At 74.1% G+C, this 26966-nt stretch carries 26 protein-coding genes; 16 read left to right on the forward strand and 10 right to left on the reverse strand.

Translation table 11 applies throughout. From position 1 onward, the window contains the following. The first annotated feature begins 17 nt into the window (after positions 1–17). The 7 genes from ABD665_RS15745 to ABD665_RS15775 all read left to right on the forward strand — a co-directional run bounded on the left by ABD665_RS15745 (position 18) and on the right by ABD665_RS15775 (position 5743). A complete protein-coding gene (locus tag ABD665_RS15745) occupies positions 18–989 on the forward strand; it encodes an ATP-binding cassette domain-containing protein (protein ID WP_204913560.1) in 972 nt (323 codons plus the stop codon). Further along, positions 976–1875: an ABC transporter permease subunit gene (locus tag ABD665_RS15750; protein ID WP_204913561.1), complete on the forward strand. Its 900-nt coding sequence runs from the start codon at positions 976–978 to the stop codon at positions 1873–1875. The genes ABD665_RS15745 and ABD665_RS15750 overlap by 14 nt, the downstream gene beginning before the upstream one ends. Before the next feature lie 28 nt (positions 1876–1903). Next, positions 1904–2617 carry a tRNA (guanosine(46)-N7)-methyltransferase TrmB gene (trmB, locus tag ABD665_RS15755; RefSeq protein WP_344742508.1) on the forward strand — a complete coding sequence of 238 codons (714 nt, stop codon included), beginning with the start codon at positions 1904–1906 and terminating at the stop codon, positions 2615–2617. 1 nt (position 2618) lies between these two features. After that, a complete protein-coding gene (gene truA, locus ABD665_RS15760; RefSeq protein ID WP_204913562.1) occupies positions 2619–3440 on the forward strand; it encodes a tRNA pseudouridine(38-40) synthase TruA in 822 nt (273 codons plus the stop codon). Next, the gene (locus tag ABD665_RS15765; protein WP_204913563.1) at positions 3437–4042 is read left to right on the forward strand and encodes a methyltransferase; all 606 of its coding nucleotides are present in this window, start codon (positions 3437–3439) and stop codon (positions 4040–4042) included. The genes truA and ABD665_RS15765 overlap by 4 nt, the downstream gene beginning before the upstream one ends. A gap of 43 nt (positions 4043–4085) precedes the next feature. After that, positions 4086–4700 (forward strand): Fe-Mn family superoxide dismutase, encoded by a 615-nt coding sequence (locus ABD665_RS15770; protein WP_204913564.1) that lies wholly within the window; start codon positions 4086–4088, stop codon positions 4698–4700. Between the two features lie 170 nt (positions 4701–4870). Then, a complete protein-coding gene (locus ABD665_RS15775) occupies positions 4871–5743 on the forward strand; it encodes a glycosyltransferase (RefSeq protein WP_204913565.1) in 873 nt (290 codons plus the stop codon). Between the two features lie 28 nt (positions 5744–5771). Here ABD665_RS15775 and pdxH read toward each other — a convergent pair whose 3' ends face one another. Then, positions 5772–6419 carry a pyridoxamine 5'-phosphate oxidase gene (pdxH, locus tag ABD665_RS15780; protein WP_344742509.1) on the reverse strand — a complete coding sequence of 216 codons (648 nt, stop codon included), beginning with the start codon at positions 6417–6419 and terminating at the stop codon, positions 5772–5774. A 71-nt stretch (positions 6420–6490) separates the two neighbouring features. Between pdxH and serC the strand changes: the two genes are divergently transcribed. Together serC and katG are read left to right on the forward strand one after the other, a co-directional pair. Continuing rightward, a complete protein-coding gene (gene serC, locus ABD665_RS15785; protein ID WP_204913566.1) occupies positions 6491–7612 on the forward strand; it encodes a phosphoserine transaminase in 1122 nt (373 codons plus the stop codon). A gap of 118 nt (positions 7613–7730) precedes the next feature. Next, positions 7731–10064 carry a catalase/peroxidase HPI gene (katG, locus tag ABD665_RS15790; RefSeq protein ID WP_204913567.1) on the forward strand — a complete coding sequence of 778 codons (2334 nt, stop codon included), beginning with the start codon at positions 7731–7733 and terminating at the stop codon, positions 10062–10064. Between the two features lie 49 nt (positions 10065–10113). Here the strand turns inward: katG and ABD665_RS15795 are convergent, their stop codons facing one another. Next, entirely contained in the window at positions 10114–11094 is a 981-nt protein-coding gene (locus tag ABD665_RS15795) for a hypothetical protein (protein ID WP_204913568.1), read from the reverse strand. Between the two features lie 274 nt (positions 11095–11368). Here ABD665_RS15795 and ABD665_RS15800 point away from each other — a divergent pair, with 274 nt between their 5' ends. From ABD665_RS15800 to ABD665_RS15810, 3 genes are all read left to right on the forward strand, one after another. Continuing rightward, a complete protein-coding gene (locus ABD665_RS15800; protein ID WP_204913569.1) occupies positions 11369–11899 on the forward strand; it encodes a hypothetical protein in 531 nt (176 codons plus the stop codon). Positions 11900–11953: 54 nt separating this feature from the next. Further along, positions 11954–12718, forward strand: coding sequence for a GAF domain-containing protein (locus tag ABD665_RS15805; RefSeq protein ID WP_204913570.1), 765 nt, complete (start codon positions 11954–11956; stop codon positions 12716–12718). 84 nt (positions 12719–12802) lie between these two features. After that, a complete protein-coding gene (locus tag ABD665_RS15810) occupies positions 12803–12964 on the forward strand; it encodes a hypothetical protein (protein ID WP_344742511.1) in 162 nt (53 codons plus the stop codon). Positions 12965–13145: 181 nt separating this feature from the next. On the opposite strand, the gene ABD665_RS15815 is transcribed toward ABD665_RS15810, so the two are convergent. The 5 genes from ABD665_RS15815 to ABD665_RS15835 form a co-directional block, all read right to left on the reverse strand. Then, entirely contained in the window at positions 13146–13517 is a 372-nt protein-coding gene (locus ABD665_RS15815) for a manganese efflux pump (protein ID WP_204915004.1), read from the reverse strand. A 12-nt stretch (positions 13518–13529) separates the two neighbouring features. Next, entirely contained in the window at positions 13530–16937 is a 3408-nt protein-coding gene (locus ABD665_RS15820) for a pyruvate carboxylase (protein WP_204913572.1), read from the reverse strand. Positions 16938–17139: 202 nt separating this feature from the next. After that, complete coding sequence (locus ABD665_RS15825) at positions 17140–17793, reverse strand: SIMPL domain-containing protein (RefSeq protein WP_204913573.1); 654 nt, start codon at positions 17791–17793, stop codon at positions 17140–17142. A 196-nt stretch (positions 17794–17989) separates the two neighbouring features. Beyond that, the gene (locus ABD665_RS15830; RefSeq protein ID WP_344742512.1) at positions 17990–19312 is read right to left on the reverse strand and encodes an MFS transporter; all 1323 of its coding nucleotides are present in this window, start codon (positions 19310–19312) and stop codon (positions 17990–17992) included. Next, a complete protein-coding gene (locus ABD665_RS15835) occupies positions 19309–19773 on the reverse strand; it encodes a MarR family winged helix-turn-helix transcriptional regulator (RefSeq protein ID WP_344742513.1) in 465 nt (154 codons plus the stop codon). Before ABD665_RS15835 ends, ABD665_RS15830 begins: the two co-directional genes overlap by 4 nt. A 201-nt stretch (positions 19774–19974) precedes the next feature. On the opposite strand from ABD665_RS15835, the gene ABD665_RS15840 reads away from it, so the two are divergent. Further along, positions 19975–21096, forward strand: a complete 1122-nt coding sequence (locus tag ABD665_RS15840) for a DUF3048 domain-containing protein (protein WP_204913574.1) — start codon at positions 19975–19977, stop codon at positions 21094–21096. Positions 21097–21180: 84 nt separating this feature from the next. Next, entirely contained in the window at positions 21181–21675 is a 495-nt protein-coding gene (locus ABD665_RS15845) for a hypothetical protein (RefSeq protein WP_204913575.1), read from the forward strand. Between the two features lie 31 nt (positions 21676–21706). On the opposite strand, the gene ABD665_RS15850 is transcribed toward ABD665_RS15845, so the two are convergent. From ABD665_RS15850 to ABD665_RS15860, 3 genes are all read right to left on the reverse strand, one after another. Then, complete coding sequence (locus tag ABD665_RS15850) at positions 21707–22240, reverse strand: MarR family transcriptional regulator (RefSeq protein WP_204913576.1); 534 nt, start codon at positions 22238–22240, stop codon at positions 21707–21709. Positions 22241–22280: 40 nt separating this feature from the next. Continuing rightward, positions 22281–23072 carry a DUF3027 domain-containing protein gene (locus ABD665_RS15855; protein ID WP_204915009.1) on the reverse strand — a complete coding sequence of 264 codons (792 nt, stop codon included), beginning with the start codon at positions 23070–23072 and terminating at the stop codon, positions 22281–22283. Between the two features lie 65 nt (positions 23073–23137). After that, positions 23138–23521: a cold shock domain-containing protein gene (locus ABD665_RS15860; protein WP_204913577.1), complete on the reverse strand. Its 384-nt coding sequence runs from the start codon at positions 23519–23521 to the stop codon at positions 23138–23140. Between the two features lie 204 nt (positions 23522–23725). On the opposite strand from ABD665_RS15860, the gene ABD665_RS15865 reads away from it, so the two are divergent. Beyond that, a complete protein-coding gene (locus tag ABD665_RS15865) occupies positions 23726–24697 on the forward strand; it encodes a hypothetical protein (protein ID WP_204913578.1) in 972 nt (323 codons plus the stop codon). A gap of 5 nt (positions 24698–24702) precedes the next feature. Beyond that, on the forward strand, positions 24703–26877 hold the full coding sequence (locus ABD665_RS15870; RefSeq protein WP_204913579.1) for a helicase-associated domain-containing protein: 2175 nt from the start codon (positions 24703–24705) through the stop codon (positions 26875–26877). The last annotated feature ends 89 nt before the right edge of the window (positions 26878–26966 follow it).

Genomic DNA, 26966 nt, shown 5'->3' on the forward strand with positions numbered 1-26966 from the left:
GAGAGCAGAGCAGCAGCATGAGCACGCAGACGGTCCGGACGGACGGCGCCACCACCGCCGCCGTCCGGACCGCCGGTCTGACCAAGCGCTTCCGGAACCAGACCGCGGTCGGCGGGATCGACCTCGAGGTGCCGACCGGCGCGGTCTACGGGTTCCTCGGCCCGAACGGTTCCGGCAAGACCACCACCATCCGCATGCTGCTGAGCCTCATCGCCCCGACCTCGGGGACGATCGAGCTGCTCGGGGAGCCCATGCCCGCCGGCTCCGCCCGCGCGCTGCGCCGCGTGGGTGCGCTGGTCGAGGGGCCGGCCTTCCACCCCTACCTGTCCGGCCGCGCGAACCTCGCCCGCCTCGACGCCGCCGACCCGCACAGCGACAGCCGTACGGCGCCCGCCCGCATCGACGCCGCGCTCGACCGCGTCGGGCTGCTGCCAGCGGCCACCAAGCGCTACCGCGCCTACTCCCTCGGCATGCGCCAGCGGCTCGCGATCGCCAACGCGCTGCTCGTCCCGCGCGACCTGCTGGTGCTCGACGAGCCGACGAACGGCCTCGACCCGCAGGGCACCCGCGAGGTGCGTCACCTCGTCGGCGAGCTCGCGACCGAGGGCACCACCGTCCTCGTCTCGAGCCACCTGCTCAGCGAGGTCGACCAGATGTGCAGCCACGTCGGCGTGATGTTCGAGGGCAGGTTGCTGATGCAGGGCCTGCTGTCGGACCTCCACACAGAGGCCAACCGGACCGCCCAGACCGTCCGGGTCGACACCGACCGCGTCGAGGACGCCGCCGCCGTGCTGCGGACCGTCGGGCTGACCGACGTCCGCCCGGGCGTCGGCCACGTGACCGGGCTGCTCGGCGAGGTCGCGATCGAGAAGGTCGTGCCCGAGCTCGTGAACGACGGCGTCCCGGTCCTGGGCTTCGCCGTCCTGCGCCCGTCGCTGGAGGACGTGTTCGTGTCGTTGACCGGGGAGGGCTTCGATGTCAGCGGCTGAGGCCGACGTGGTCGTGGGCGGTCCTGCCGCACCGACGGACCGGCTGCCGCGGACCGGCCGGGCGCTGCCGCTGCGCTTCCTGCGCTCGGAGCTGCAGATCGTCTTCGGCCGCCGGCGCAACCTGGCGCTGCTCGGCGTGCTCGCCGCCATCCCGGTCCTGCTCGCCATCGCGATCAAGGTGTCGTCCGGCGGGGACGACGGGGGTGGCGGGGGTGGCCCGGGCTTCTTCGAGGCGATCACCAGCAACGGGCTGTTCGTAGCCTTCGCCGCGCTGGCCGCCACGCTGCCGCTGTTCCTGCCGCTCGCCGTGGCCGCCGCCTCGGGCGACGCGATCGCCGGCGAGGCCAACCAGGGCACGCTGCGCTACCTGCTGACCATCCCGGCCGGGCGTACGCGGCTGCTGCTGACCAAGTACGCGGCCGTCGTGATCTTCGGCCTCGCCGCGACCGCGCTCGTCGCGCTCGCCGGCGTGGTCTCCGGGCTCGCGCTCTTCGGCGGCGGCGACGTGATCCTGCTGTCGGGGACGACGACGAGCTTCCTCGACGGGGTCGGCCGGCTGGCGCTGAGCGTGCTCTACCTGAGCGCGTGCCTCGCCGCCCTGGGCGCGATCGGGATGTTCGTCTCGACCCTGACCGAGCAGCCCATCGCGGCCATCGTCGCCACGATCGGCGTCGACGTCCTGATGTTCATCCTCGACTCGATCTCGCAGCTGTCCTGGCTGCACCCGTGGCTGCTCGTCGACCGCTGGACCGCCTTCGGCGACCTGCTGCGCGACCCCGTCAGCACCGACCTGATCGGCCAGGGGCTACTCGTCTCGCTCGCCTACGCGGTCGTCTTCCTGGCCGCCGCGTGGGCCCGGTTCGGGTCGAAGGACATCACCTCGTAGGTCGACGGTGCGACTACGCTCGGCGACCGTGCCCACCGATGTCCGACCCCGCCTGAACCGCGAGGTCACCTCGTTCGTGCGGCGGAGCGCCCGGATGAGCGACTCGCTGCGGAACCGGTACGACGCGCAGGTCGGCGGGCTCGTCGTCGACGTGCCGCAGGGCGCCCTGCGGACGTCGGTCGCCGACGACGCCGCCCCCCTGGACCTGCCGATGATCTTCGGCCGGACGGCCCCGGTCGTGGTCGAGATCGGCTGCGGGCCCGGCGACTCGCTCGTCCCGATGGCCCGGGCCCGTCCCGACCTGGATCTGCTGGCCTTCGAGGTCTTCGAGCCGGCCGCCGCCGCCCTCGTCGCGCGGGCCGTCCGCGAGGACGTGACGAACGTCCGCGTGGCCCCGGTCGACGCCGTCGCCGGGCTGGAGCGGCTGGTGGCGCCCGGGTCGCTGACCGAGGTCTGGACCTTCTTTCCCGACCCCTGGCCCAAGCTCAAGCACCACAAGCGCCGCCTGGTCGACCCCGCCTTCGCCGATCTCGTGGCCTCGCGGCTGCGGCCCGGCGGACGGTGGCGGCTCGCCACGGACTGGGCCGAGTACGCGGACCGGATGCGGGACGTCGTCGGCGGGCACCCGGCCTTCGCCGCCGAGCCCGAGGACCGCGGCGACCGGCCGGTCACCCGCTTCGAGCGACGCGGCCTCGCCGAGGACCGCCCGATCGCCGACCTCGTCTACCGCCGGGTCGGCTGACGTGCCGCGCTGGCGGCTCGACGTCGCGTACGACGGGGCCGGGTTCGCCGGCTGGGCGACCCAGCCCGACCTGCGCACCGTCGCGGGCGAGCTCGAGCGCTGGGTCACGACGGTCCTGCGCCTGGAGGTCCCCGCGACGCTGGTCTGCGCCGGCCGCACCGACGCGGGCGTCCACGCTCGCGGGCAGGTCGCGCACCTCGACGTCCCGGACGACCTCGGCACCGCGCCGGAGGAGCTCCACCGCCGCCTCGCGCGGGTGCTGCCGCCGGACCTCGTCGTCTCCGCCGTCCGGACGGCCCCGCCCGGCTTCGACGCCCGCTTCGCCGCGGTGTGGCGCCGCTACGTCTACCGGCTCGCGGACGCGGCGAGCCCGCACGACCCGCTGCTGCGCGGCTTCGTCCAGGACGTCCCCGCGACCCTCGACCTCGACCGGCTGGCCGCGGTCGCGCCCGCGCTGCTCGGGCTGCACGAGTTCGCCGCGTTCTGCCGCCGGCGCGAGGGCGCGACGACGATCCGTACGCTGCTGGACCTGGAGGCCGTGCGGGTCGCGGACGGACCCCTGGCGGGCGTGGTGGAGGTGACGGTGCGGGCGGACGCGTTCTGCCACTCGATGGTGCGCTCGCTGGTCGGCGCCCTCGTGGCCGTGGCCGACGGTCGCCGCGACGGCGCCTGGCTCACGGGCCTGCTCGACGCCACCGCCCGCGACTCCTCCGTGCCGGTGCTGCCCGCCCGCGGGCTGACGCTGGAGGAGGTCGGCTACCCGGCCGACGACGCCCTCGCGAGCCGGGTCGACGAGGCCCGCGCGGTCCGGGAGCTGGTGTGACCGACCACTACTTCTCCGCCACGCCGACCGGGCCGGAGCACCGCCGTCGCCTCGAGTTCGAGGTGTGGGGTCGCACGATCGGGCTGCAGAGCGCGAACGGCGTCTTCGCCGCCGAGCACCTCGACCGCGGCACGGACGCGCTACTGCGGGAGTCGGTGCCGCCCACCGGCAGCCCGGACGTGCTGGACCTCGGCTGCGGCTACGGCCCGGTCGCGCTGGCCGTCGCGCTGGCCTGCCCGGGCGCCCGCGTCGACGCGGTCGACGTCAACGAGCGGGCCCTGGCGCTGTGCCGCGACAACGCGGCCGAGCTCGGCGTCGCCGACCGCGTCCGGAGCCTGCTGCCCGAGCAGGTCGAGCCGGACCGCACGTACGACGAGATCTGGTCCAACCCGCCGATCCGTATCGGCAAGGAGGCGCTGCACGCCCTGCTGCTGACCTGGCTGCCGCGCCTGCGGCCGACCGGTTCGGCCCGGCTGGTGGTCAGCAAGAACCTCGGCGCGGACACCCTGCAGCGCTGGCTGGTCGAGCAGGGCTTCGGGTGCGAGCGGGCCGCGAGCAGCAAGGGGTTCCGCGTCCTGCTGGTGACGCCGCGGGCGGGCTGACCCCCACCGCGCGGGCGCGACGGACCCTCCTAAGGTGGGACCCATGGCGTACACACTTCCTGACCTTCCGTACGACTACAGCGCGCTCGAGCCGCACATCTCCGGCGAGATCATGCAGCTGCACCACGACAAGCACCACGCCACCTACGTGGCCGGCGTCAACACGGTCCTCGACCAGCTCGCGGAGGCCCGCGACAAGAACGCGTTCGGCCCGATCAACGGGCTCGAGAAGACCCTCGCGTTCCACCTCGGCGGGCACATCAACCACTCCGTCTTCTGGCCGAACATGTCCCCGGACGGCGGCGACAAGCCGACCGGCGAGCTCGCTGCGGCGATCGACGAGTTCTTCGGCAGCTTCGACGGCTTCCGGGCGCAGTTCGAGGCCAACGCGAACGCGATCCAGGGCTCCGGCTGGTCGATGCTCGTCTGGGACTCGCTGGGCCAGCGGCTGAACATCAACCAGCTCTACGACCAGCAGGCCAACCTGCCGCTCGGGCAGATCCCGGTCGTGCTCCTCGACATGTGGGAGCACGCGTTCTACCTGCAGTACAAGAACGTCAAGGCCGACTACGCCAAGGCCTGGTGGAACGTCGTCAACTGGGCCGACGCCCAGGAGCGCTTCGCCAAGGCGAAGGCGCAGACGCCCGGTCTGATCTGACCTCAGGCTGAAGGACGGGGACGGCCCGGCACCGCGAGGTGCCGGACCGTCCCCGTTCTGCTGCCCCTCCTCGCCCTCCACGAGCCCGCCCGGACAGGCCTCGCCGGCCCGTTGCAGGCCTCCCCTCCCGGGGTAGAGGTCGCACGGAGCTCGTTCGGGGTAGGCAGGTCGTGCAGCTCGCGGGTGTCGAGGGAGCGCGGTGCGCGGACGGGACGCTGGACGTCCTGGTCCCGACGGTCGACCGTCCGGACGCGCTCGCGGTGACCCTGGGCGGGCTCCTGGCCCAGGACGTCCGCGCGCGGCTGGTGGTGGCCGACCAGACCTTCGGGGCGTCCGTCGCCGACGACCCGGCCGTGGCCGCCGTCCTGCGCCTGCTGCGGTGGCGCGGTTGGCGGGTCGAGGTCCACCACCGCCGCGGACCGCTGCTCGGCGTCGCCGAGCAGCGGCAGTTCCTGCTCGACCGGGCGACGGCCGAGCACGCCCTGTTCCTCGACGACGACGTGCTGCTGGAGCCGTGGGCCCTCGCGCGGCTGCTGGAGGCCGCCGAGGTCCTCGGGTGCGGGTTCGTCGGCATGGGTCTCGCCGCGCCGTCCCACCTCGCCGACGTCCGTCCCCACGAGCACGTGGCCCTCGACCTGTGGGACGGCGAGGTGCGGCCCGAGAGGGTGCGCAAGGGCACGCGCGCGTGGGAGCGCTGGCGGCTGCACAACGCCGCCAACGTCCAGCACCTCACCGCCCGGCTGCCGGACGGGGTGCTGCCGGCGCGCGGCTGGGTCGCGTACAAGGTCGCCTGGGTCGGGGGCTGCGTCCTCTACCGCACGGCGGCCCTGCGGGCGGTCGGCGGCTACGGCTTCTGGCGCGACCTGCCGCCGAACCTGCGCGGCGAGGACGTCGTCGCGCAGCTCCTGGTCATGGAGCAGGACGGCGGCGCCGGGCTGCTCCCCTCCGGCGCGTGGCACCTCGAGCTGCCCACCACTCTCGTCGACCGGTCGGTGGACGCCTACGCCGAGGTCCTCGAGCGGGACGCGGTCGCGGTCCGCTGAACCCGCGTGGCGCGGGTTCAGGGGACCGCTACGGCGCGAGGCGCCTGCGGGTCCAGCCGGTGTCGGTCCGGTCGTAGCGCAGCCGGTCGTGCATGCGGCTGGGCTGGCCCTGCCAGAACTCGATCATCGCGGGCGCCACCCGGAACCCGCCCCAGTGCGGCGGGCACGGCACGGTCTCGCCGGCGAAGCGGCGCTCGACCCGGGCGTACGACGCCTCGAGCTCCTCGACGCCGACGACCTCGCTCGACTGCGTCGAGGCCCAGGCACCCAGCTGCGAGCCGCGCGGCCGGGTGGCGAAGTAGGCCTCCGACTCCTCCCGCGGGACGCGCGTGACGAGCCCCTCGACGCGCACCTGGCGCTGCAGCGGGTACCAGCCGAGGTGCAGGGCGGCGTACGGGTTGACGAGCAGCTGGTGGCCCTTGGCGGAGCCGTAGTTGCTGAAGAAGACGAACGTGCCGTCCTCGACGCCCTTGAGCAGCACGGTGCGCGAGCTGGGCCGGTCGCCGAGGCTGGTGGACAGCACCATCGCCGTCGGCTCGGGCAGCTCGCCGCGCTCCTTGGCCGCGAACGCATCGGCCAGCCAGGTGTCGAACAGCGGGTACGGGTCGGCGGGCGCGTCCTGCTCGCGCAGCGTGGCCGCGCGGTAGTCCATGCGTTCCGCAGCGAGGTCGGGCACGGCGCCATCCTCCCAGCACGACCGGCGGACAACCGGTCCGGTCCACCGCACCGGTGGGAGGATCGGTGACCGTGACGGCGCTCTCGATCCCCGCGGACCTGCTGCCGGCGGACGGCCGCTTCGGCTGCGGCCCGTCCAAGGTCCGCCCCGCGTCCCTGGCCGCCCTCGCCACCGAGGGCGCCGCGCTGCTCGGCACCTCGCACCGTCAGCGCCCCGTGAAGGACCTCGTCGGTGACGTGCGGGCCGGCCTCACGGAGCTCTTCGCGCTGCCCGACGGCTACGAGGTCGTGCTCGGCAACGGCGGTTCGACGACCTTCTGGGACGTCGCCGTCGGCTCGCTCGTCGAGCGGCGCAGCGCGCACGCGAGCTTCGGCGAGTTCAGCGCCAAGTTCGCCGCCGCGGCCGCCGCCGCCCCCTTCCTCGAGGAGCCCAGCGTCGTCACCGCGCCGGTGGGCTCGGTCGCCGTCCCCGTGGCCGTGCCCGGCGCCGACGTGTACGCCTGGGCCCACAACGAGACCTCCACCGGCGCCATCGCGCCGGTCGAGCGGGTCGAGGGCGTCGACGAGGGCGCGCTGATGGTCGTCGACGGCACGTCCGCCGCCGGCGGCGTCGACCTCGACGCGAGCCAGACCGACGTCTACTACTTCGCCCCGCAGAAGAGCTTCGGTTCCGAGGGCGGGCTGTGGTTCGCGCTGCTCTCCCCCGCCGCCGTCGAGCGCGTGGGGCGCGTGGCGGCGAGCGGACGCTGGATCCCCGAGAGCCTGAGTCTCGCCACGGCCCTCGCGAACTCGCGCCTCGACCAGACCCTGAACACCCCGGCCGTCGCGACGCTGTTCCTGATGCGCGACCAGCTGCGCTGGCTGGCCGGGCTCGGTGGGCTCGCCGGGGCCGCGGCGCGCACCGCCGACTCCGCCGCCCGGATCTACGCCTGGGCGGAGGCCTCGCCGTACGCGACCCCGTTCGTCGCCGACCCGGCCCACCGCTCCCCCGTCGTCGCGACGATCGACTTCGAGGGCGTGGACGCGGCCCGGCTCGCCGCGACGCTGCGCGAGAACGGCGTCGTCGACACCGAGCCCTACCGCAAGCTGGGCCGCAACCAGCTGCGCGTCGGCATGTTCCCCAACGTGGAGCCCGACGACGTCAGCCGCCTCACCGCGTGCATCGACTGGCTGGTGCCGCGACTCGACGGCTGACCACGGATTCGCCCCGGGCGCCCGGGCCGCCGGCCGGCCCGGAAACTGTGGAGCACGTCGGCGGAGAACCTCTGACGCACGGCACGCGACGCGTGTCATCGGCGAGAGGCAGGAACACATGGTCGACATCCACGACGAGGCTCGGACCGACAGGACGGACACCACCACCTTCGAGATGGAGGGGGCGTGCCCGTTCGGCGGGGACAGCGTCGGCGGGACGTTCGGCAGCACCCCCACCCTCGCGAGCTGGTACCCCCAGCGGCTCCGGGTCGAGCTGCTGCACGCCAACGGTCTCGCGGCGGACCCGCTGGGCCCGGACTTCGACTACGCGGCGGCCTTCGCGACCATCGACCTGGCCGAGCTCAAGGCCGACATCACGACCCTGCTCACGACCTCGGTGCCCTGGTGGCCCGCGGACTACGGCAACTACGGCCCGCAGATGATCCGGATGGCCTGGCACTCGGCCGGCACCTACCGGATCGCCGACGGCCGCGGCGGGGCGGGCACCGGGATGCAGCGCTTCGCCCCGGTCAGCAGCTGGTGGGACAACGGCAACACCGACAAGTCCCGCCGGCTCCTGCAGCCGATCAAGCACAAGTACGGCTCGGCGCTCTCCTGGGCCGACCTCATGGTCCTCACCGGCAACTGCGCGCTCGAGCTGATGGGCTTCCCGACGTACGGCTTCGGCGGCGGCCGGCTCGACGCCTGGGAGGCCGACGACGCCAGCTACTGGGGCCCCGAGGTCTGGGACGCCGCGAACGTGACCAGCTTCGACTCGATGGTCACCCGCGACGAGCGCTGGCGGGGCCAGAACGGCGACGCCGACTACGACCTGCAGGACCCGCTCGCGGCCTCGCACCAGGCGCTGATCTACGTCAACCCCGAGGGCCCGTACGCCAACGGCGACCCGCTCGGCTCGGCGCGCGACATCCGCATCACCTTCAGCCGGATGGCGATGAACGACGAGGAGACCGTCGCGCTGATCGCCGGTGGCCACGCCTTCGGGAAGAGCCACGGAGCGGTGCCGGCCGACGAGATCGGCCCGCCGCCGGAGATCGCGCCGATGGAGGCCATGGGCCTGGGCTGGCACAACCCGCGGGGCGCGGGCAACGCCGAGAACACCATGACCAACGGCATCGAGGGCAGCTGGACCCCGGACCCGACCCGGTGGGACAACAGCTACCTGGAGAACCTCTTCGCCTACGACTACCAGCAGACGAAGAGCCCGGCCGGCGCGCTGCAGTGGACGCCGACCGACCCGGCGGGGCCGCGCACGCCGGACGCGCACGTCCCGGGCAGGACGCACGCGCTGATGATGATGACCTCCGACATCGCGCTCAAGGTCGACCCGGCCTACCGGGCGGTCTGCGAGAAGTTCCTCGCCGACTTCGACACGTTCACGCTCGCGTTCTCGAAGGCCTGGTACAAGCTCACGCACCGCGACATGGGCCCGAAGCACCGCTACCTCGGCCCGGAGGTGACGATCGAGGACGGTCTGCTGTGGCAGGACCCGCTGCCCGAGGCCGACCACGCACCGATCGACGCGGCCGACGTCGAGGAGCTGAAGCGGGCGGTCCTGGCCACGGGCGTGCCGGTCACGGACCTGGTGTTCACGGCCTTCTCCGCGGCCGTGCCGTACCGGGACAGCGACAAGCGCGGCGGGGCGAACGGCGGACGCCTGGCCCTCGCACCGCAGAAGGACTGGGCGGTGAACCGGCGTACGGTGCCGGTTATCGAGGCGTTGCGCGGGGTCAAGGCGGCGTTCGACGCGGCGGCCGCCGGCGGCAAGCGGGTCTCCCTGGCCGACCTCGTCGTGCTCGCCGGCTGCGTGGCCGTCGAGCAGGCCGCGCGGGCCGCGGGCGTGGAGACGACCGTGCCCTTCACGCCGGGCCGGGTCGACACGACGCAGGAGCTCACGGACCTCGAGATGTTCGAGTGGCTGCGCCCGCTCGCCGACGGCTTCCGGAACTTCGCCGACGGGGCGCTCCCCGCGGTCGCGGCCGCCGTGTCGCCGGAGGCGATGTTCCTCGACAAGGCCAACCTCCTGACGCTGACCGCGCCGGAGTGGACGGCGCTCACCGGAGGCCTGCGGGTCCTGGGCGCCAACCACGACTCCTCCGTGCACGGGGTGTGGACCGACCGCGTCGGGGTCCTGACCACCGACTTCTTCGTCGGCCTCACCGACACCGACCTCGAGTGGTCGGCGACCGACGCGTCGGGGACGACCTTCGTCGGACGGGTGCGGGAGACCGGGGAGGAGCGGTTCACGGGGACGCGGAACGACCTCGTCTTCGGCTCGAACCCGCAGCTGCGCTCGATCGCGGACGTCTACGCCGCGCGTGACGGCCAGACCCGCTTCGTCGCCGACTTCGTCCGCGCCTGGGACAAGGTGATGATGCTGGACCGCTTCGACGTCAAGGGCCACAAGCGCTACGGGGCGATGGCCGCCTGAGGCGGGCGGGTGGTCGGGCGGGCCGGGGACGTGGGCCCGACCCGGCCGCCTAGCCCGGTCGGCGGACCAGGCCGACGACGACGCCGGCGACGACCGCCACGACGGCGGCCAGCCCCACCGCGAGGTAGGTGCCGCGCTGCCGGGCGACCGGCACGGAGGCCGTGTCCTCCGGGTCGTCCTCCGAGCCCGGGTCGGACGACGACGCGGACGCGGACGGGCTCGCCGCGGCGGCGCCCGGGATCCCCATCGAGTAGACCTTCGCGTTCTTGCCCTCGCCGCCCACGATCAGCGACCTGCCGTCGAGGCCCAGGGTCAGGGCCTCGGCCTGCGCGACGCCGGTGACGTCGGCCGAGGCCTGCTCGGTGTACGACTTCGTGTCGACGACGACGACCTTGGCGTACGTGAGGAACGCGACCTGCTTGCCGCCCGGCAGCATCACGCCGTCGGTGAGCGTCGAGGGGACGTCGTGGACGCGCTTGAGCTTGTTCACGCCGTCGCGGCTGGGCTTCTCGGGCGCCTGGTAGAGCCCGCCCTTGAGCTCCTTCGTCGCGATGTAGAGCCGTCCGCCCGGGGTGATCAGCAGCGTCTCGGCGTCGTGCGCGCCGTCGGGGTAGGAGAAGTCCCAGGCCTTGTAGGTCCGGGTCTCGCCGTCGGGCTTCGGGTCGTCGAAGTAGTAGACCCGGACCGACCTGCGCTTCTCGTCGTTGTCGCCGATGTCGCCGACGTAGAGGCGGTCTTTGTTCCAGGCCACGGCCTCGGCGTCGACCGGGAACGCGTTGTACTTCAGCGTGCCCTTGACCTTGCCGGACTTGTCGACGCCGTAGACGACCCCGAGCGCACCGGAGTCGTTGACCGTCCAGTAGACCTTGTTCGTCGTGTCCCGGGCCATGCCCGAGTTCTCGGCGATGCGGCTGTCCTTGATCGTGAAGGCGACCTTGCCCGCCGCGCCGGCGGTCACCGGGAAGGACGTCGCCAGCCCGAGCGCCAGCACCGAGGCCGCTGCGGCTCGCAGGGTCGCGCGCCTGGGCATGGGATCTCGCTCTCGCTCGGGGGGTCGTGCCGTCAGGTCAGGCGGCAGCGTACGTCCGAACAGTCTCGGCCCGCGACCTGTGAGACGGGTGCGCCACGCGGCAGCGGGACCCGGGCCGCCGTCCGTCAGCGCAGGAGGGCGGCGACGACGACGAGCAGCACCAGGGCCACGAGCACGCCGGAGACGATGGCGCGACGGGTCCGGGGGTTCACCTCTCGAGGATAGGAGCGGGCTCGGCGGCGGGACCCCGGCGACCACGGCCTAGCGTGGCGCCGTGTCCGGACCCCGCGCGTACGCCCTCGCGGTCCCCGAGCTGCGCGGCCTGGTCGGGGCCACCGGGACCCTCGCCGCGCGGGTCCGCGCGCTGGCCGAGCGGGCGTACGCGCCCCCGGCCCCGCAGGTGCGCGACCGGCTCGGTCCGATCCACCGACGGGTTCCGGGGACACCCGTCGTCCGCCCCGACGACCCGGACGCGGCCGACCTCGAGCTGCTGCTCGCGGGCGGTCCCGTCCCGCCGGACCGGGCGGCCGCGACCTGGCGGCTCGTCGAGACCGCGGTCGCCGGGCTGGCCTGGTCCTCCACCGCCCTCGCCGACGCCGACCTGCCGCCGGGGCTCCTCGCCCCCGCCGGGCTCGCCCTCCCTCCGGCTCCCCGGCTGGACGCCGGCTGGTGCCCGCTCGACCGGGCCGTGACGGCGCCCGCGCTGGCGGGGTGGCTGCAGGGTCGCGCCGGCTGGGAGACGGCCGCCGCGCAGGCCGGTCGCCCGGCGCCGGACCTCGTCGTCCTCGGCGGCCCGCCCGGCTGACCCGGCTGCCGCCTGGCCGGGATTCTGTCGGAGCGGGCCCCTATCGTCTGGCGGGTGGAGAGGACGAGGGAACCGCGGGCCTGGCCCTGGGTGGCCGTGGCGCTGGTCTTCGTCGTGCTCTCCCCGGTGGCGTCGATGCTCACCCGCGACTCCACGGGCCGCACGTCCCTGGCCTGGGTCGCGGTCCAGGCGCTCGCGACGGCCGCCGCCTTCCTCATCCCGCAGGTGCGGCAGATCCGGTCGGAGCAGCGCCAGGCCAAGGCCGAGGAGCGGGAGTTCGACACGCGCGTCGAGGTCGAGCTGGCGTTCAACGACGCCCTCGAGCCCGTCGTCCGCCTGCTCGGCGAGCTGGCGCAGGAGACCGACCACGTGCAGCGGGAGCGCCGACGGGCGCAGATGGTGCCGCTCGTGCTGACCACGACGGCGCAGCTGACGGGGCAGGACCGCGTACGGGCGTGCTGGTTCGCGCTCGACCCCGGTCCGCCGGAGCGCCTGCAGCCGCAGGAGTCGCTGGGCCGGGCGGGACCGGTGACGACGGTCTTCAGCCGGGGCACCCCCTCCGGCGACGCCGCGCTCGACCTCGTCACCACCAACGGCCAGCTCGTGGTCGAGGACCTGACGGCCGACGCCTCCGACCTCTGGCGGCTCGACGACCGGGAGGTCTCGCGCAGCCTCGTCGTCGTCGCCGTGGCCGTCGGGAACGTCGCCCACGGGATGGTCACCCTCGACGCCCTCGAGGCGGACGGCTTCGACGACGACGACGTCGCCCTCGTCCGCCTCATGGCCGGCCTCCTCGGGGCCGCGATGAGCATCCGGTGACCAGCGCCCGCGCCTCGACGCGGACGCTGGTGCGCGTTGGACACGGGTGCGAGACTGGAGCAGGAGACCGAGGAGGTGAGGCACGTGGCGATGACGATCGACGGTGACCACCACGACCGGCGGATCGACGCGATCCTGACCGACCCGAAGGGCTACTTCGAGCGCGCCCGACGCCGCGCCGAGGCCAAGGTCCGGCGCGAGATGGAGCAGGAGCGGGACACCAAGCCCGCCACCCGTACGACCTAGACCGCCTGACGCTCCCTGAGCCTGTCGAAGGGCCTCGCAGAGGTCGGCGGTTGACGCCCCCTGAGCCTGTCGAAGGGCCTCGAAGCGGCCGGGGGTTGACGCTCCCTGAGCCTGTCGAAGGGCCTCGCAGAGGTCGGCGTCCTTTCCAGCCACGCTGGCTGGCGGGCCAACGGGCGCACCTTCACAGCAGGCCGGTGTGGTCCAGGACCACCCGCGTGCCGATCAGGATCAGGATGACGCCGCCGGCGATCTCGGCCGGCCCGCCGAACCGTCGCCCAACGCGCCGACCGAGCAGCACGCCGACGAAGCTCAGCACGGCGGTGCAGACGCCGATCAGCAGCACCGCCCACCCGACGGCCACGTCGAGGAAGGCGACCGAGATGCCGACCGCGAGCGCGTCGATGCTCGTCGCGACGGCCAGCACGACCAGCTCACGGACCCCGAGCGGGTCGCTGTCCTCGTCGGTGTCCTCGCCGCCGCGGACCGCCTCCCAGATCATCTTCAGCCCGATGAGCAGCAGACCGAAGGCGACCCGGTGGTCGACGCCGGTGATGCCTCCCGCGCCTCAGGCCGGGACGACCACCAGCACCAGGTCCCCGCCCTCGACCTGCTGGATGGCGCTCAGGGCGAGACGCTCGACGCGGCCGCCGACGGAGGCCGTGATGGCCGCCTCCATCTTCATCGCCTCGATGGTCGCCACCGTCGCACCCGCCTCGACCTCGTCGCCCTCGGCGACGGTGACCGTGACGACGCCGGCGAACGGCGCGGCGACGTGGCCCGGCCGGCTGGGGTCGGCCTTCTCGGCGGCCTTGACGTCGACCTTGATCGACGTGTCCCGGACGCGGATCGGGCGCAGCTGGCCGTTGATCGTGGACATGACCGTGCGCATGCCGCGCTCGTCCGGGTCGCCGATCGCCGACAGCCCGAGGATGAGGCTGACGCCCCGACCGATGCGCGCGATGTGCTCCTCGCCCGGCTGCAGGCCGTAGAGGTAGTCGAGCGTGTCCAGCCGGCTGACGTTGCCGTACGTCTCGCGGTTGTGCAGGAACTCCTTCGTCGGGCCGGGGAAGAGCAGCCGGTTCAGCGCGGCCTGCCGGACCGGGCCGGCCTGGTCGAGCTCGGCCGAGTCCTCGGGCGCCAGCTCGGTCTCGCGCAGCGGCACGGTCCGGCCGGCGAGCGCGCGCGTCCGGAAGGGCTCCGGCCAGCCGCCGGGCGGGTCGCCCAGCTCGCCGCCGAGGAAGCCGATGACGGAGTCGGGGATGTCGAAGTCCTGCGGGTTCTGCTCGAACTCGAGCGGGTCCGCCCCCTTCGCCACGAGCTGCAGCGCGAGGTCGCCGACGACCTTGGAGCTCGGCGTGACCTTGGTCGGACGGCCGAGGATCCGGTTCGCGGCGGCGTACATCGCCTCGATCTGCTCGAACTTCTCCCCCAGCCCGAGCGCGACGGCCTGCTGGCGCAGGTTCGACAGCTGGCCGCCCGGGATCTCGTGGTCGTAGACGCGCCCGGTCGGGCTGTCCAGCCCCGACTCGAAGGGCGCGTAGACGCGGCGAACCGCCTCCCAGTACGGCTCGAGGTCCATCACGGCCCGCAGGTCGAGGTTCGTCGCGCGCTCGGTGTGCTCGAGCGCCGCGACCAGCGCGGACGCCGGCACCTGCGACGTCGTGCCCGCCATCGGGGCGCTGGCCACGTCGACGGCGTCGACCCCGGCGTCCACGGCGGCCATCAGGGTGGCGAGCTGGCCACCGGCGGTGTCGTGCGTGTGCAGGTGCACCGGCAGGTTGAACCGCTCGCGCAGCGCCGTCACCAGCGTCTTCGCGGCCGGCGGCCGGAGCAGGCCCGCCATGTCCTTGATCGCCAGCACGTGCGCGCCGGCGTCGACGATCTGCTCGGCCAGACGCAGGTAGTAGTCGAGCGTGTAGAGCGTCTCGCCCGGGTTGGTCAGGTCTGCGGTGTAGCAGAGCGCGACCTCGGCGACCGTCGTCCCGGTCTCGCGCACGGCCTCGATCGCCGGACGCATCTGGTCGATGTCGTTCAGCGCGTCGAAGATGCGGAAGATGTCGATCCCGACCGCGGCCGCCTCGGCGACGAAGGCCGTCGTGACCTTGGTCGGGTAGGGCGTGTAGCCGACCGTGTTGCGCCCCCGCAGCAGCATCTGCAGCGCGACGCCGGGCATGTTGTAGCGCAGCGCGGCGAGCCGCTCCCACGGGTCCTCGGCGAGGAAGCGCAGGGCCACGTCGTACGTCGCCCCGCCCCAGCACTCGACGCTCAAGAGCTCCGGCGTCATCCGCCCGACGTACGGGGCGATGCGCAGCAGGTCCTTGGTCCGCACGCGGGTGGCGAGCAGCGACTGGTGCGCGTCGCGGAACGTCGTGTCCGTGACCTCCGTGCGGACCCGCGCGCGCAGGTCGGCCGCGAACCCCTCCGGGCCGAGCTCCAGCAGCCGCTGGCGCGACCCCTGCGGCGACGGCTGGGTGAGGTCGACGCCCACGGGCCGCTTGACCCCGGGGTCGAGGTGCGTCGGCGCAGGGCCCCAGGGCTTGTTCACCGTGACCTCGGCCAGCCAGCGCAGCAGCTTGGTGCCGCGGTCGGCGGGCGCGTGGGTGGTGAGGAGGCCGGGCCGCTCCTCGATGAACGCGGTGGAGACGTCGCCGGCGATGAAGTCGGCGTCCTCGAGGACGGCCTGCAGGAACGGGATGTTCGTGCTGACGCCGCGGATGCGGAACTCGGCGAGCGCCCGTCGGGCGCGCGCGACGGCCGCGTCGAAGGTGCGGGCGCGGCAGGTCAGCTTGACCAGCATGGAGTCGAAGTGGGCGCTGATCTCGACGCCCGTGTCGACCGTGCCGCCGTCGAGGCGGACGCCCGCCCCACCGGCGCTGCGGTAGGCGGTGATGGTGCCGGTGTCGGGGCGGAAGCCGTTCGCCGGGTCCTCGGTCGTGATGCGGCACTGCAGCGCGGCGCCGTTGATCCGGACGGTCTCCTGCGACAGCCCGAGGTCGGCCAGCGACTCGCCGCTGGCGATCCGCATCTGCGACTGGACCAGGTCGACGTCGGTGATCTCCTCGGTGACCGTGTGCTCGACCTGGATGCGCGGGTTCATCTCGATGAACACGTGCTCGCCGGCCCGCGGCCCCTCGGTCTCGACGAGGAACTCGACCGTCCCGGCGACGGAGTAGCCGATCGACGTCGCGAACTTCACCGCGTCGGCGCACAGGGCCTCGCGCAGCTCGGCGCTGATGTTCGGCGCGGGCGCGATCTCGATGACCTTCTGGTGGCGCCGCTGGATCGAGCAGTCGCGCTCGAAGAGGTGCATGACGTGCCCGGAGCCGTCGGCGAGGATCTGGACCTCGATGTGGCGCGGGCGGCCCACGGCCTGCTCGATGAACGCGGTCGGGTCGCCGAAGGCACCCTCGGCCTCGCGCATCGCGGCCTCGACGGACTCGCGGATCTTCGCCGGGTCGTCCACCCGGCGCATGCCGCGGCCGCCACCACCGGCGACGGCCTTGACGAACACGGGGAAGCCGATCTCGGCGGCCCCCGCCACCAGCTCGTCGACGTCGGCCGACGGCGGCGTCGAGCGCAGCGTCGGCACGCCGGCCCGACGGGCCGCACCGAGCGCGCGCACCTTGTTGCCGGCCAGCTCGAGCACGTCCGCCGGCGGGCCGATGAACGCGATGCCGTTCGCGTCGCAGGCCCGGGCCAGGTCGGGGTTCTCCGACAGGAAGCCGTAGCCGGGGTAGATCGCGTCGGCGCCCGACTCGAGCGCCGCGCGGATGATCTCGTCGATGTCGAGGTACGCCCGGACGGGGTGCCCGCGCTCCCCGATCAGGTACGCCTCGTCCGCCTTGATGCGGTGCACCGCGTTGCGGTCCTCGTACGGGTAGACCGCCACGGTCTGGGCCCCGAGCTCGTAGGCGGCCCGAAACGCCCGCACGGCGATCTCACCCCGGTTGGCGACCAGCACCTTCGTGAACATGCCCCGCAACCTATCCGGAGTCGTGTTACCGGTCCGCTACACGTTCCATCTGCCAATCTCGCGGGGCGCCTCCCGTACGCGACCCGGGTGCCGGGCCGGGACGGACGCTCCGGACGAGGCCCCTCACAACCATCCGCCCTCGCAAGCTCGGGCTCCCGCCAGACCCATCCACGCTCGGGGCCTCGTCCGGAGCGTCCGTCCCTCAGACCTCGAGCGCGCTCCCGGAAGGCACGCCTTCGAGCGTGAAACGGGCCGTGACGGTCGCGGTGACGGTCTGCGGCTGGGGTTCCAGGTCGAGCTCCGGGGGCGGGCCGCCACCCTTGGCCATGGCGAACGCGCGGGGCATCCCGCCGCCGAAGCCGCCGTCGGTGTCGGAGAGCTCGACGAGGTCGCCGAGGGTCGCGCCGAGGGCGGTCGCGTAGTCCTGCGCCCGGGCGACGGCGGCGCGGACGGCGTCGACGCGGGCCTCGCGGTGCAGCGGCGAGGTGCGGCGCAGGGACCACCACGGGCCGTCGACCTGGGCGCCGGGCAGGCCGGCCAGGGCGACGACGAGGTCGGAGAGCCCGAAGAAGTCGGCCAGCGTCAGGCGGGTCGAGTAGCGGCCGGTGTAGCCGGTGACCTTCACGCCCGACCGGCGGTCGAAGACGGGCGAGACCGAGAAGGGGTCGGTGCGCACGCTGTCGAAGGCCAGGTCGGGCAGCGCCTCCTCGACCTGGTGGGCGAGGTCGGCGAGCGAGCGCGTGACCTCCGCCGCGGTACGGCCCGAGGTGTGCAGGACGGCCGACACGGTCGCGAGCTCCGGCGGCCCCTCGACCTCCCCCTCGCCCCGGACGGTCACGGTCGGCGTCGCAGTCATGGGGTCGGTCTACCAGAGCAGTGCAGCAACGCCCCCTGAGCCTGTCGGAGGGCGCTTCACCAACGCCCCCTGAGCCTGTCGAAGGGCGCTTCACCAACGCCCCCTGAGCCTGTCAAAGGGCCTCGGAGAGGTTGGCTCCCCTCGACCAGGGAGCCAACCCGTCCCAGGCCCTTCGGCGGGTTCGGGCGTACGGGCGTCAGGCCGGCTGGACCTCGAGGCTCGGGTGGGGGCGCAGGTGCGGGCGGACGCGGAGGTGCTCGCGGTGGAGGACGAAGGCGACGCTGGCGAGGACGCCGAGGGCGGTGAGGCCGCCGCCGCCGATCAGGGTCCAGCGCGGGCCGAGGACCTCGCCGACCCAGCCGAGCAGCGGTGCGCCGATCGGGGTGCCGCCCATCAGCACCATCATGTAGAGCGCCATGACGCGGCCGCGGAGGTGCGGGGCGGCACCGAGCTGGACGGAGGCGTTGGCGGCGGTCAGCGTCAGGAGGGCGACGAGGCCGAGCAGCGGGAGGATCGCGGCGTAGGTGGCGTAGGTCGGCATCAACCCGGCGGCGATCTCGACCACGGCGAAGGCCAGGGCCATCAGCACCACGAACCGGCCGCGCGGGCGGGCCTGGCGCCGCGCGGCGACGAGCGCGCCGGTCAGCGAGCCGACGGCCATGAACGTGCCGAGGATCCCGTACGCCTCCGCGCCCTTGTGGAACTGCTGCTGGGCCATCAGCGCCGAGGTCATCTGGAAGTTCATGCCGAAGGTGCCGACGAAGAAGGCGACGCACAGGATGAGCAGCAGGTCGCCGCGGTGCAGGACGTACGACATCCCCTCGCGGATCTGGTGCTTCGCCCGCGGCGGGCGGTCGGCGCGGTTCAGCAGGGCCGGGTTCATGAGGCTGAGCGCGAGGATCATCGCGCCGTAGGTGACGCAGTTCGACAGGATCGCCCAGCCGGAGCCGAAGGCCGCGATGACCAGGCCGGCGAGCGCCGGGCCGATGATCCGGCCGGCGTTGAAGTTCGCCGAGTTGAGCCCGACGGCGTTGGCGATGTGCTGCTTGCCGGCGACCTCGGAGACGAACGCCTGCCGTGCCGGGTTGTCGAAGGCGGTCCCGAGGCCGAAGGCCAGCGCGACGACGAAGACGTGCCAGGTCTGCGCGACCCCGGTGACGGCGAGGACCCCGAGCACGGCGGCGCAGACGGCGAGCCAGGCCTGCGTGACCCGGAGGATGCGGCGCTTGTCGAAGCGGTCGGCGATGAGGCCGCCGTACGGCGACAGCAGCAGCATCGGCAGGAACTGCAGCCCGGTGGTGACGCCGACGGCGAGGGCGGAGCCGTGGGACAGCTCGAGGACGAGCCAGTCCTGTGCGACGCGCTGCATCCACGTCCCGATGTTGGAGACGAAGGCGCCGGCGAAGTAGATGCGGTAGTTCGGCTGGCCGAGCGCGGCGAACATGCTCGTCCGGCCCTCGGCGGGCGACGCGACGGCCTCGTCGGTCGGGGGTGTGGTGCGGTCGGTGTCGACGCTCACGCGGCGTTGATCCTCTCGAGGATGCCCACCGCGCGGCGGAGCACCTCCTTGTCGTCCGGGTCGAGCTCGGCGATCCGCTGGGCCAGCCACTCGGACCGGCGTCGCCGGTTCAGCAGCAGGAGGTCCCGGCCGCTCGGGGTGAGGGAGACCAGCGCCTGGCGCCGGTCGGCGGGGTCGGGGGTGCGGACGACGAGCCCGCGCTCCTGCAGGGCGTTCACGATCCGGGTCATGGACGGCGCTGCGACCTTCTCGGCGGCGGCGAGCGCCCCGATGGGCTGGTCGTCCGCACGGGCGAGGGTCCCCATGGCCGAGAGCTGGCTCGCGGTCAGCTCGAGCCCGTCGGCGCGCACCTGGCGCAGCCGGCGGGCGAGGCGCATGACGGCGGGGCGCAGCCCGTCGGCCAGCCCGGACACGCTGCGCAGGTCGCTGCGGGTGCTCCGGGGCGGGGTCGTCGTGCTCACGGAACCGAGAATACTCCTTAGCAATGTTAAATACAACGGCTAAGCATCTCGGCCCGGCCCACGGCCGACCCCGGAGCGTTCACGAGGCGTTCACGGGCTCGTCCCCGGTGTCGCGCGGTCAGGACGGCCCCCTGCGCCCGGCGCTCCGTACGATGACCGTGGTCGACGGCCCGGTCGGCCACGGACGAGAGGCACCGGGGAATGGCGCGGATCACCCGCCGCACGGCACTGCTGGGCGCGGTCACGGCAGCGCTCGCCGCCTGCTCGAAGGACCCGACCCCGGCGCCGGCACCGGCCGCCCCCGCAGCGACGACGCCCAGCGCGACCCCGGTGGCGCCCACGCCGAAGCCGACCCCCGTGGACACCCGTCCCCGCTGGCCGCTGACCGGCGAGCTGCTCAAGGACAAGGGCGACGCCCGGCACGCCGCCGTCGCGGTCAAGGTGCCGGACAACCGTCAGGAGCACCCGCAGCGCGGCATCGGCGACGCCGACATCGTCTTCGTGCAGCTGGAGGGCTACCTCGACGCGGACGGCTACAGCTCGACCCGCCTGGTCCCGGTGTTCCACTCGAAGATGCCCGACACGGTCGAGCCGGTCCGGTCGATCCGCCCGGTCGACGTCCCTCTGCTCAGCCCGATGGACGCGATCATCGGCAACACCGGCGCCGCCAAGTGGACGATCGCGTACGTGAAGAAGTACAGCAAGCACCTCGAGGCGATGCTGTCCTACCTCGCGACGCGGGGCACGGGCTCGTACGGGACCGACCAGTCGCGGGTCTACCAGTACCAGGGCCAGACCTACTACGACCGCGCCACCACCTGCCACCCGAAGGTGCTGGCGAAGCAGACGAAACGGTTCCGCGACGGTCCCCCGCGCGTCTACTTCCCGATCGCCCCGAGCGACAAGGAGGTGAGCACCGTCAAGTACAAGGGCAAGGACGGCAGGACGCTGAAGGTCCCCTACAAGGGCGACGACTACCTCATGGGCTACACGTACGACAAGAAGACGAAGCGCTACCTGCGCAGCATGCCGTGGGGGCCGCACGTGCTGGCCGACGGCAAGCGCGTCTCCACCGACAACGTGCTGGTGATCAAGGCGCACCAGCACTTCGAGCACCACGAGCCGATGCACGACATCATCGACACCAAGGGCACGTTCCTCTACTTCCACGAGGGCCGCTACGTCACCGGGACCTGGCGCAAGGCCGGCGTCGCGGAGCCGTTCCGGTTCGCCCTGACGAACGGCGAGCCGCTGCTGATGGCTCCCGGGCAGACGTTCGTCGAGCTGCCGGACACCAAGGCCAGGCTGCGCATCGGCGACTGAACCGCCGGTCCGACGTGTCCGCCCGGCCCGCGCTGGGTAGGAGGCGGACGTGGACAGCGCGACGGACCGAGGGACGACCAGCAGATGAGCGTGGGTGACCGGGCGGCCCGCCGCCCCTCGCGGTGGCTCGTGATCTACCTGCGCAACCACGAGGCGGCGGCGAGCGCCGGGACCGACCTGTTCGCGCGGACGTCGCGCTCGCAGGCGGACCGGCCCTGGGGGCCGGCCCTGGTCGGCGTCGCCCACGACGTGGCGGAGGACCTGCGGACGCTCCGCGGGCTGATGCGGACCTGGGGCGTACGCCCGGACCCCGTCAGCGGCGTCGCTCTGCGGTTCGGGGAGCGCGTCGGCCGGCTCAAGCCCAACGGCCGGGTCGTCCGGCGCTCGCCGCTCTCGGACCTGGTGGAGGTCGAGGCGGGGCTGGACGCCGTCCACGCGAAGGCGAGCGGGTGGCAGGCCCTGCGCGCCGCCCGCGGGGACGCCGTCCCCGTCCACCTGGACGAGCTGGCCCGCCGTGCGGACGACCAGCTCGAGCGGATGCGTGCGCTGCACGCGACCGTGGCGGCCGCGGTCCTCTAGCGGGTTCGTGCCGCGGACCAGGGGCCGGGCGTCACGGGTCGAGGCCGGCGATGACCTTCTCGAGCAGCTCGGCCATCGTCTCGATCTCCTGGTCGCTCAGCCCGGCGAGCACGTCGGACTCGACCATGTCGGACTGCCGGATGACCTCGACGAAGAGGGCGTAGCCCGCGTCGCTCAGCTGGATGAGCACCCGGGTGCGGTTGTCCGGGTCCTGCTCGCGGGTGATCAGCCCCCGCTCGACCAGGCGGTCGAGCCGGTGCGTCATGGACGAGGGGGCGATGTTCGTCGCGGCCGCGAGCTGCGAGGGCGTGAGCGGCGCGTGGCCGGGGCTCCGGGCGAGCTCGGAGATCACCAGGTACTCGTTGGTGGAGATGTCCAGGTCGACGAGCTGGCGGTCGTACCACTGGTTCAGCCGGCGGGACAGGCGGTGGACCGCCGTGATGACCCGCTGGATCGACTCGTCGGCCCCGGCCTCCACGAAGGTGGCCACGGCCTGCCGGAGGTCGGCGGCGTCGTCCGGGGACAGGACGCCCGGGTTGGCCGCGGGAACCGGGGCGTCGGTCATGGGGACAGTCTCTCCGATGCGCTGGGTGGCTGACGCGGGGTCAGTCGAAGAGCGCGTCGCTCTGGTCCCAGTCGATGGTCTCCCACAGCAGGGCGGGCAGCTCCTCCACGTGCTCCTCCTCGACCACGCCGGAGTGCGCGCCGCAGCCGTGGTCGACGCTGACGACCTGGCCGTCGGAGACCGAGAAGGCGTTGGTGCACGCGCCGAACAGGACGCCGAGGCCACCGGTCAGCCGGGTGAAGAAGCCGCAGGTCTCGCAGACGCCCGGCGCCTGCCGGGTGAGGTTGTTGTCCGGTCCGGGCGGACCGAGCAGCCAGCGCTGCGCCGCCTCGTCCCGGCCGGTGCGCGACAGCACGCGCTCGCGGCCGAGGCCGAGCTCCGCCACGACGACGCGGGTGAGCTCCTCCTCGGCGGGGTCGGTGTCCGCGGCGTGCTCGCCGCCCGTGTAGCCGGGCTCGAGGCGCGGGTCGTCGACCGGCGAGGCCATCAGCAGCCCCGCGGACACGTCCCCGGGACCCACGCGCTCGGCCCACGGGACCCAGCGCGGCGCCAGCAGCGACCCGTCGCCGGGCAGCAGCACGACCTCGTCGACCGTCACGACCTTGGCGCGCGACGCCCGGGCCACGGTCACCGACCAGTGCCAGCCCGCGTAGCCGGGGTGCGTCGAGGCGAAGACGTGGGTCAGGACCCGGTCGCCCTCGGCCACGGCGCCGATGTGCTCGCCGACGCCGATGACGCCGGCGGTCTCGACGGCCGCCGCACGGGCGAGGTCGACCGCGTCCAGGCAGGCCTGGTCGGCCTTGGGGGCGCGCGGCGCCCGGATCGTCGGCATGGTCGCCGTCGCCGTCGCGGTCGTCGTCGTGGTCGTCGTGTCGTCCGCCGTCGGGGTGGTCGGCACTAGAGCTCCAGCTCGTCGGCGACGGCCCGCAGGACCGACGCGAGCTTGGACGCCGTACGGGCGTCGGGGTAGCGCCCGCGGCGGTAGCCGTTGCCGACGCTGTCCATCGTCTTGATGAGGTCCTCGATGATCACGGTCATCTGCTCGGTCGGCTTGCGCTGCGCCTTGGACAGCGACGGCGGCGCCTCGAGCACGTGCAGCGACAGCGCCTGCTCGCCGCGGCGACCCTCGACGACGCCGAACTCGACCTTCTGGCCCGGCTTCAGGGCGGTCACGCCGGCGGGCAGGGCGTTGGAGCGCACGTAGACGTCGCCCCCGTCGTCCTTGGTCAGGAAGCCGAAGCCCTTCTCGGCGTCGTAGAAGCGGACCTTGCCAGTCGGCACGGGCGAACCTCACTTGTCGCTGCGTCGTGATGGATGCTGTGTCGCGCGGAGAGCCCGCGCCGCGTACGTGCCACCCACTCCGGGCAACCCGCCAAGCCTAGCGGGATCGGCGTCACGGCCCAACCGGGATCTGCCCTGGTCAGAGGGCCGCCCCGTTCCCGTCGCCACCTGTGGCCGCCCCGTCGCGTCACTAGACTCGCAGGCGTGGCGACCTGGGAGGACGGACCGGAGTACGCGCCGCACGAGCGTCCGCAGTACTTCGCCGACGCACCCGTGCCGCCGTTGGACCAGGCGCCCCCGGTCGAGCCGCTCGCCGGCGGCCCGTCGACCGCCCGCCCGCACTTCGACCAGCCGTCCGCGCCGGTCGCCCCGCTCGCGACCCTCGTCCCGGCGCCGCCCGACGAGCGCGACCCGCACCGGCCGTTCGACACCGTCACCTCGACGATGACCTCGGTGGGCTGGGGGGCCGACGCGCCCTTCGAGGCGACCGCGCCGTTCAGCCCCTCCGCCGCCGCGCAGACGGCCACACCCGCCGCCGGCGCCCCCTGGCCCGTGCTCGAGCAGCCGTCCCGCGGTGCCGACCGCGCCGCGCAAGCCGCTCCCCCGGTCCCGGGGTCGTTCCCACCGGTCGGCGGGCCGCCTGCCGGCGGGCCGTCGGTCGCCGGTCCGTCGGGTGGGCCGGTGCCCCAGCCCGGGTCCCAGCCCGGTCCGCAGCCCGACCCGTACGCCTACCCCACCCCCGGGACGCCGGGCTGGTTCGCACCGCCGCCCGCCGCGTACGGGGACCAGCAGCGACCCGGCCGGGTCGACGCCAGGCAGGTCGTGGAGGCCGCCACGCCAGGTCTGTGCATCTGCCTCGCCCTGGGCGGGCTGATCTACGTCCTCGCACCGATCCTCCTGGTCGTGGCCGTGTTCCTGTCGACGCGGGTCAAGGTCGCCCAGCGCGCCCTGCGCACCGCGTTCCGGATCGCCGCGGGTGCCGTCGCCTTATTCGCCGTGGTCGGGCTGTTCCGGTCCGTCTTCGAGGGCGACCCGTGGTGGCGCTTCGTCGCCGGCTGGTCGGCCGGCATCTGCTGGGTGATGCTCGGGATCCTCCTGCTGGTCGTGTGGCAGTCCCTGGTCCGCCCGACGCCGCCGGCCCCGCCTGCGCCGCCCACGTCGAACCCCTGGGGCTGAGCCGCGTGGCCGCGCCCGCGCGCCCCCGCACGCTCACCGAGAGCCTCCGCCGCTGGCCCGTCGGCGCGGTCGAGGACCTCCTCCGGCTCCGGCCGGACCTGACGGTCCCGATGCCGCGCGACCTGTCCGAGCTCGCCTCGCGCGCGACGACGTCGGCCTCCACCGGCCGCGCGCTCGACGACCTCGACGCCTGGCAGCGCCTGGTCGCCGAGGCCCTCGCCGCGCTGCCCGACCCCACGACGCTCGCCGAGCTCGAGGCGCTGCTCGGCGGCAGCCCCGACGAGGTCGTCGCCGCGGTGGAGACGCTGCGCGCCCGCGCGCTCGCCTGGGGCGACGACGACGGGCTGCACCTCGTCCGGACCGCCCGGGAGGCGTTCGACCCGCACCCGCTGGGGCTCGCGGCCCCGTCGCGCCAGCCGCTGGAGGACGCCGAGGTCGACGCCGCGCTCGCCGAGGCCACCCCGGCGATGCACGCGGTCCTCGACCGGCTGGTCTGGGCCCCGACCGGCGTCGCCCGTCAGGCCGACCGGGTCGTGGGACCCGCCGCCCGCGGACCCGTGGCCTCGCTGCTCGCCGCCCGGCTGCTGCGCTCGCTCGACGGCGACACCGTGGTCCTGCCGCGCGAGGTCGCGCTCCGGCTCAGAGAGGGCCGGCTGACCCGGGAGCCCGTTCCCCGTCAGGGCCCGGTGCTGACCGGCCGGACCCGACCGACGACCCTCGTCGACCGCGCCGCCGCCGGCGCGGCCCTCAGCCTGCTCGACGACGTCGACCTCGTCGCCCGCGCGCTCGAGGACAGCCCGTTCCGGCCGCTGCGCACCGGCGGCCTCGCCACCCGCGACCTCACCGGCCTCGTCCGGTCCCTCGGCACCGACGTCGTGCACGCCACCTTCGTGGTCGAGCTGGCCGCCGCGGCCGGGCTCGCCGCCCCCGGCAGCAGCCACGGGGTGCTGCCGACGGCCGCGTACGACCGGTGGGTCACCCGCCCCGCCGCCGAGCGCTGGACGACGCTGGCCCGGGCGTGGCTGGCCGCGCCGCGCTGGTTCGCCCGGTCGTCGGCGTCGGGCGCGCACGCCCTCGGGCCCGAGGCCGAGTCGCCGTCCGCGCCCGCGCTGCGCCGGGTGGTCCTCGGGCTCGCCGTCGCCGCCGGGCCGGGCACGGTCCTCGACCCGGACGACCTCGGTGCCGCCCTGGCCTGGGAGCGCCCGCGGCTCTCGCGCACCCCCGACGCCGCGGTCGAGCTGAGCCGGGACCTGTGGCGCGAGGCCTCGCTGCTCGGGTTCGTCGCGCTGGGCGCCGTCTCCGACTTCACGCCGAGCCTGCTCGCCGACGCTCCCGTCCCGGAGGCGCTGGCCGTCCTGTTCCCGGAACCGGTCACCGAGCTGATCCTCCAGGCCGACCTCACCGCCGTAGCGCCCGGGCCGCTGCGCCACGACGTCGCCGCCGACCTGCGCCTGCTCGCCGCGCAGGAGTCGCGCGGGGCGGCTTCGGTCTACCGCTTCAGCGCCGACTCCGTACGCCGGGCGATGGACGCCGGCTGGTCGGCCGAGGACGCGCTGGGCTGGCTCCGGGACCACGCGTCGACCCCCGTCCCGCAACCGCTGGAGTACCTGCTCGGCGACGTCGCGCGCCGCCACGGGGCCGTCCACGTCGGGCCGGCGCTGAGCTTCGTCACGAGCGAGGACGACGCGCAGCTGAGCACCTTCCTGCGGCACCCGCAGGCCGCCGCGCTGGGACTGCGGCGTCTCGCCCCCGGCGTGGTCGTGGCCGCCGCCGAGCCGGACGAGCTGCTCGAGGCGCTGCGGGACGCCGGGCTCAGCCCCGTCGCCGAGGACGCGCACGGCCGAGGGCTCCCGGCGCCGCCGGTCCCCCGGGCCCCGGTCACCCGCCTCTCGACGCCCGCCGCACCCCCGCGGACGGCCGACGTCGCCGCAGCGGTCGTGGCCGCCGACCAGCGCGCCGCCACCGCCTCGACCGCCGCCGCCGCGCTCGACGACCTCCGAGCCGCAACCCGCGACGGGCTGCCGGTCCGGGTCACCTGGGTCGAGAACGACGGCCGCTCCACCCAGCGCGACCTGGCCCCGCTCGACCTCAGCGCCGGACTCGTCCGGGCGGTCGACCGCTCGAACGCCCAGATCGTCACGATCGCGCTGTCCCGGATCGCGGCGGTCGAGCCGGTCTAGGTCGGCGGCAGACCCCTTCCCGGTCGGGCCCGAGCGCGATCCGCCTCGGAACCGGGCGGAGAAGGAAAGCACGCGCATACGCTTGGCCG

Source organism: Microlunatus spumicola (assembly GCF_039536445.1).
Lineage (GTDB): Bacteria > Actinomycetota > Actinomycetes > Propionibacteriales > Propionibacteriaceae > Microlunatus > Microlunatus spumicola.

Excerpts from the sequence above, each read along its gene's own strand:
- ABD665_RS15745 (WP_204913560.1), top strand. The coding sequence starts at position 18 with ATGAGCACGCAGACGGTCCGGACGGACGGCGCCACCACCGCCGCCGTC.
- ABD665_RS15750 (WP_204913561.1), top strand. The coding sequence starts at position 976 with ATGTCAGCGGCTGAGGCCGACGTGGTCGTGGGCGGTCCTGCCGCACCG.
- ABD665_RS15770 (WP_204913564.1), top strand. The coding sequence starts at position 4,086 with ATGGCGTACACACTTCCTGACCTTCCGTACGACTACAGCGCGCTCGAG.
- katG (WP_204913567.1), top strand. The coding sequence starts at position 7,731 with ATGGTCGACATCCACGACGAGGCTCGGACCGACAGGACGGACACCACC.
- ABD665_RS15795 (WP_204913568.1), bottom strand. The coding sequence starts at position 11,094 with ATGCCCAGGCGCGCGACCCTGCGAGCCGCAGCGGCCTCGGTGCTGGCG.
- ABD665_RS15820 (WP_204913572.1), bottom strand. The coding sequence starts at position 16,937 with ATGTTCACGAAGGTGCTGGTCGCCAACCGGGGTGAGATCGCCGTGCGG.
- ABD665_RS15825 (WP_204913573.1), bottom strand. The coding sequence starts at position 17,793 with ATGACTGCGACGCCGACCGTGACCGTCCGGGGCGAGGGGGAGGTCGAG.
- ABD665_RS15840 (WP_204913574.1), top strand. The coding sequence starts at position 19,975 with ATGGCGCGGATCACCCGCCGCACGGCACTGCTGGGCGCGGTCACGGCA.
- ABD665_RS15845 (WP_204913575.1), top strand. The coding sequence starts at position 21,181 with ATGAGCGTGGGTGACCGGGCGGCCCGCCGCCCCTCGCGGTGGCTCGTG.
- ABD665_RS15850 (WP_204913576.1), bottom strand. The coding sequence starts at position 22,240 with ATGACCGACGCCCCGGTTCCCGCGGCCAACCCGGGCGTCCTGTCCCCG.
- ABD665_RS15855 (WP_204915009.1), bottom strand. The coding sequence starts at position 23,072 with ATGCCGACGATCCGGGCGCCGCGCGCCCCCAAGGCCGACCAGGCCTGC.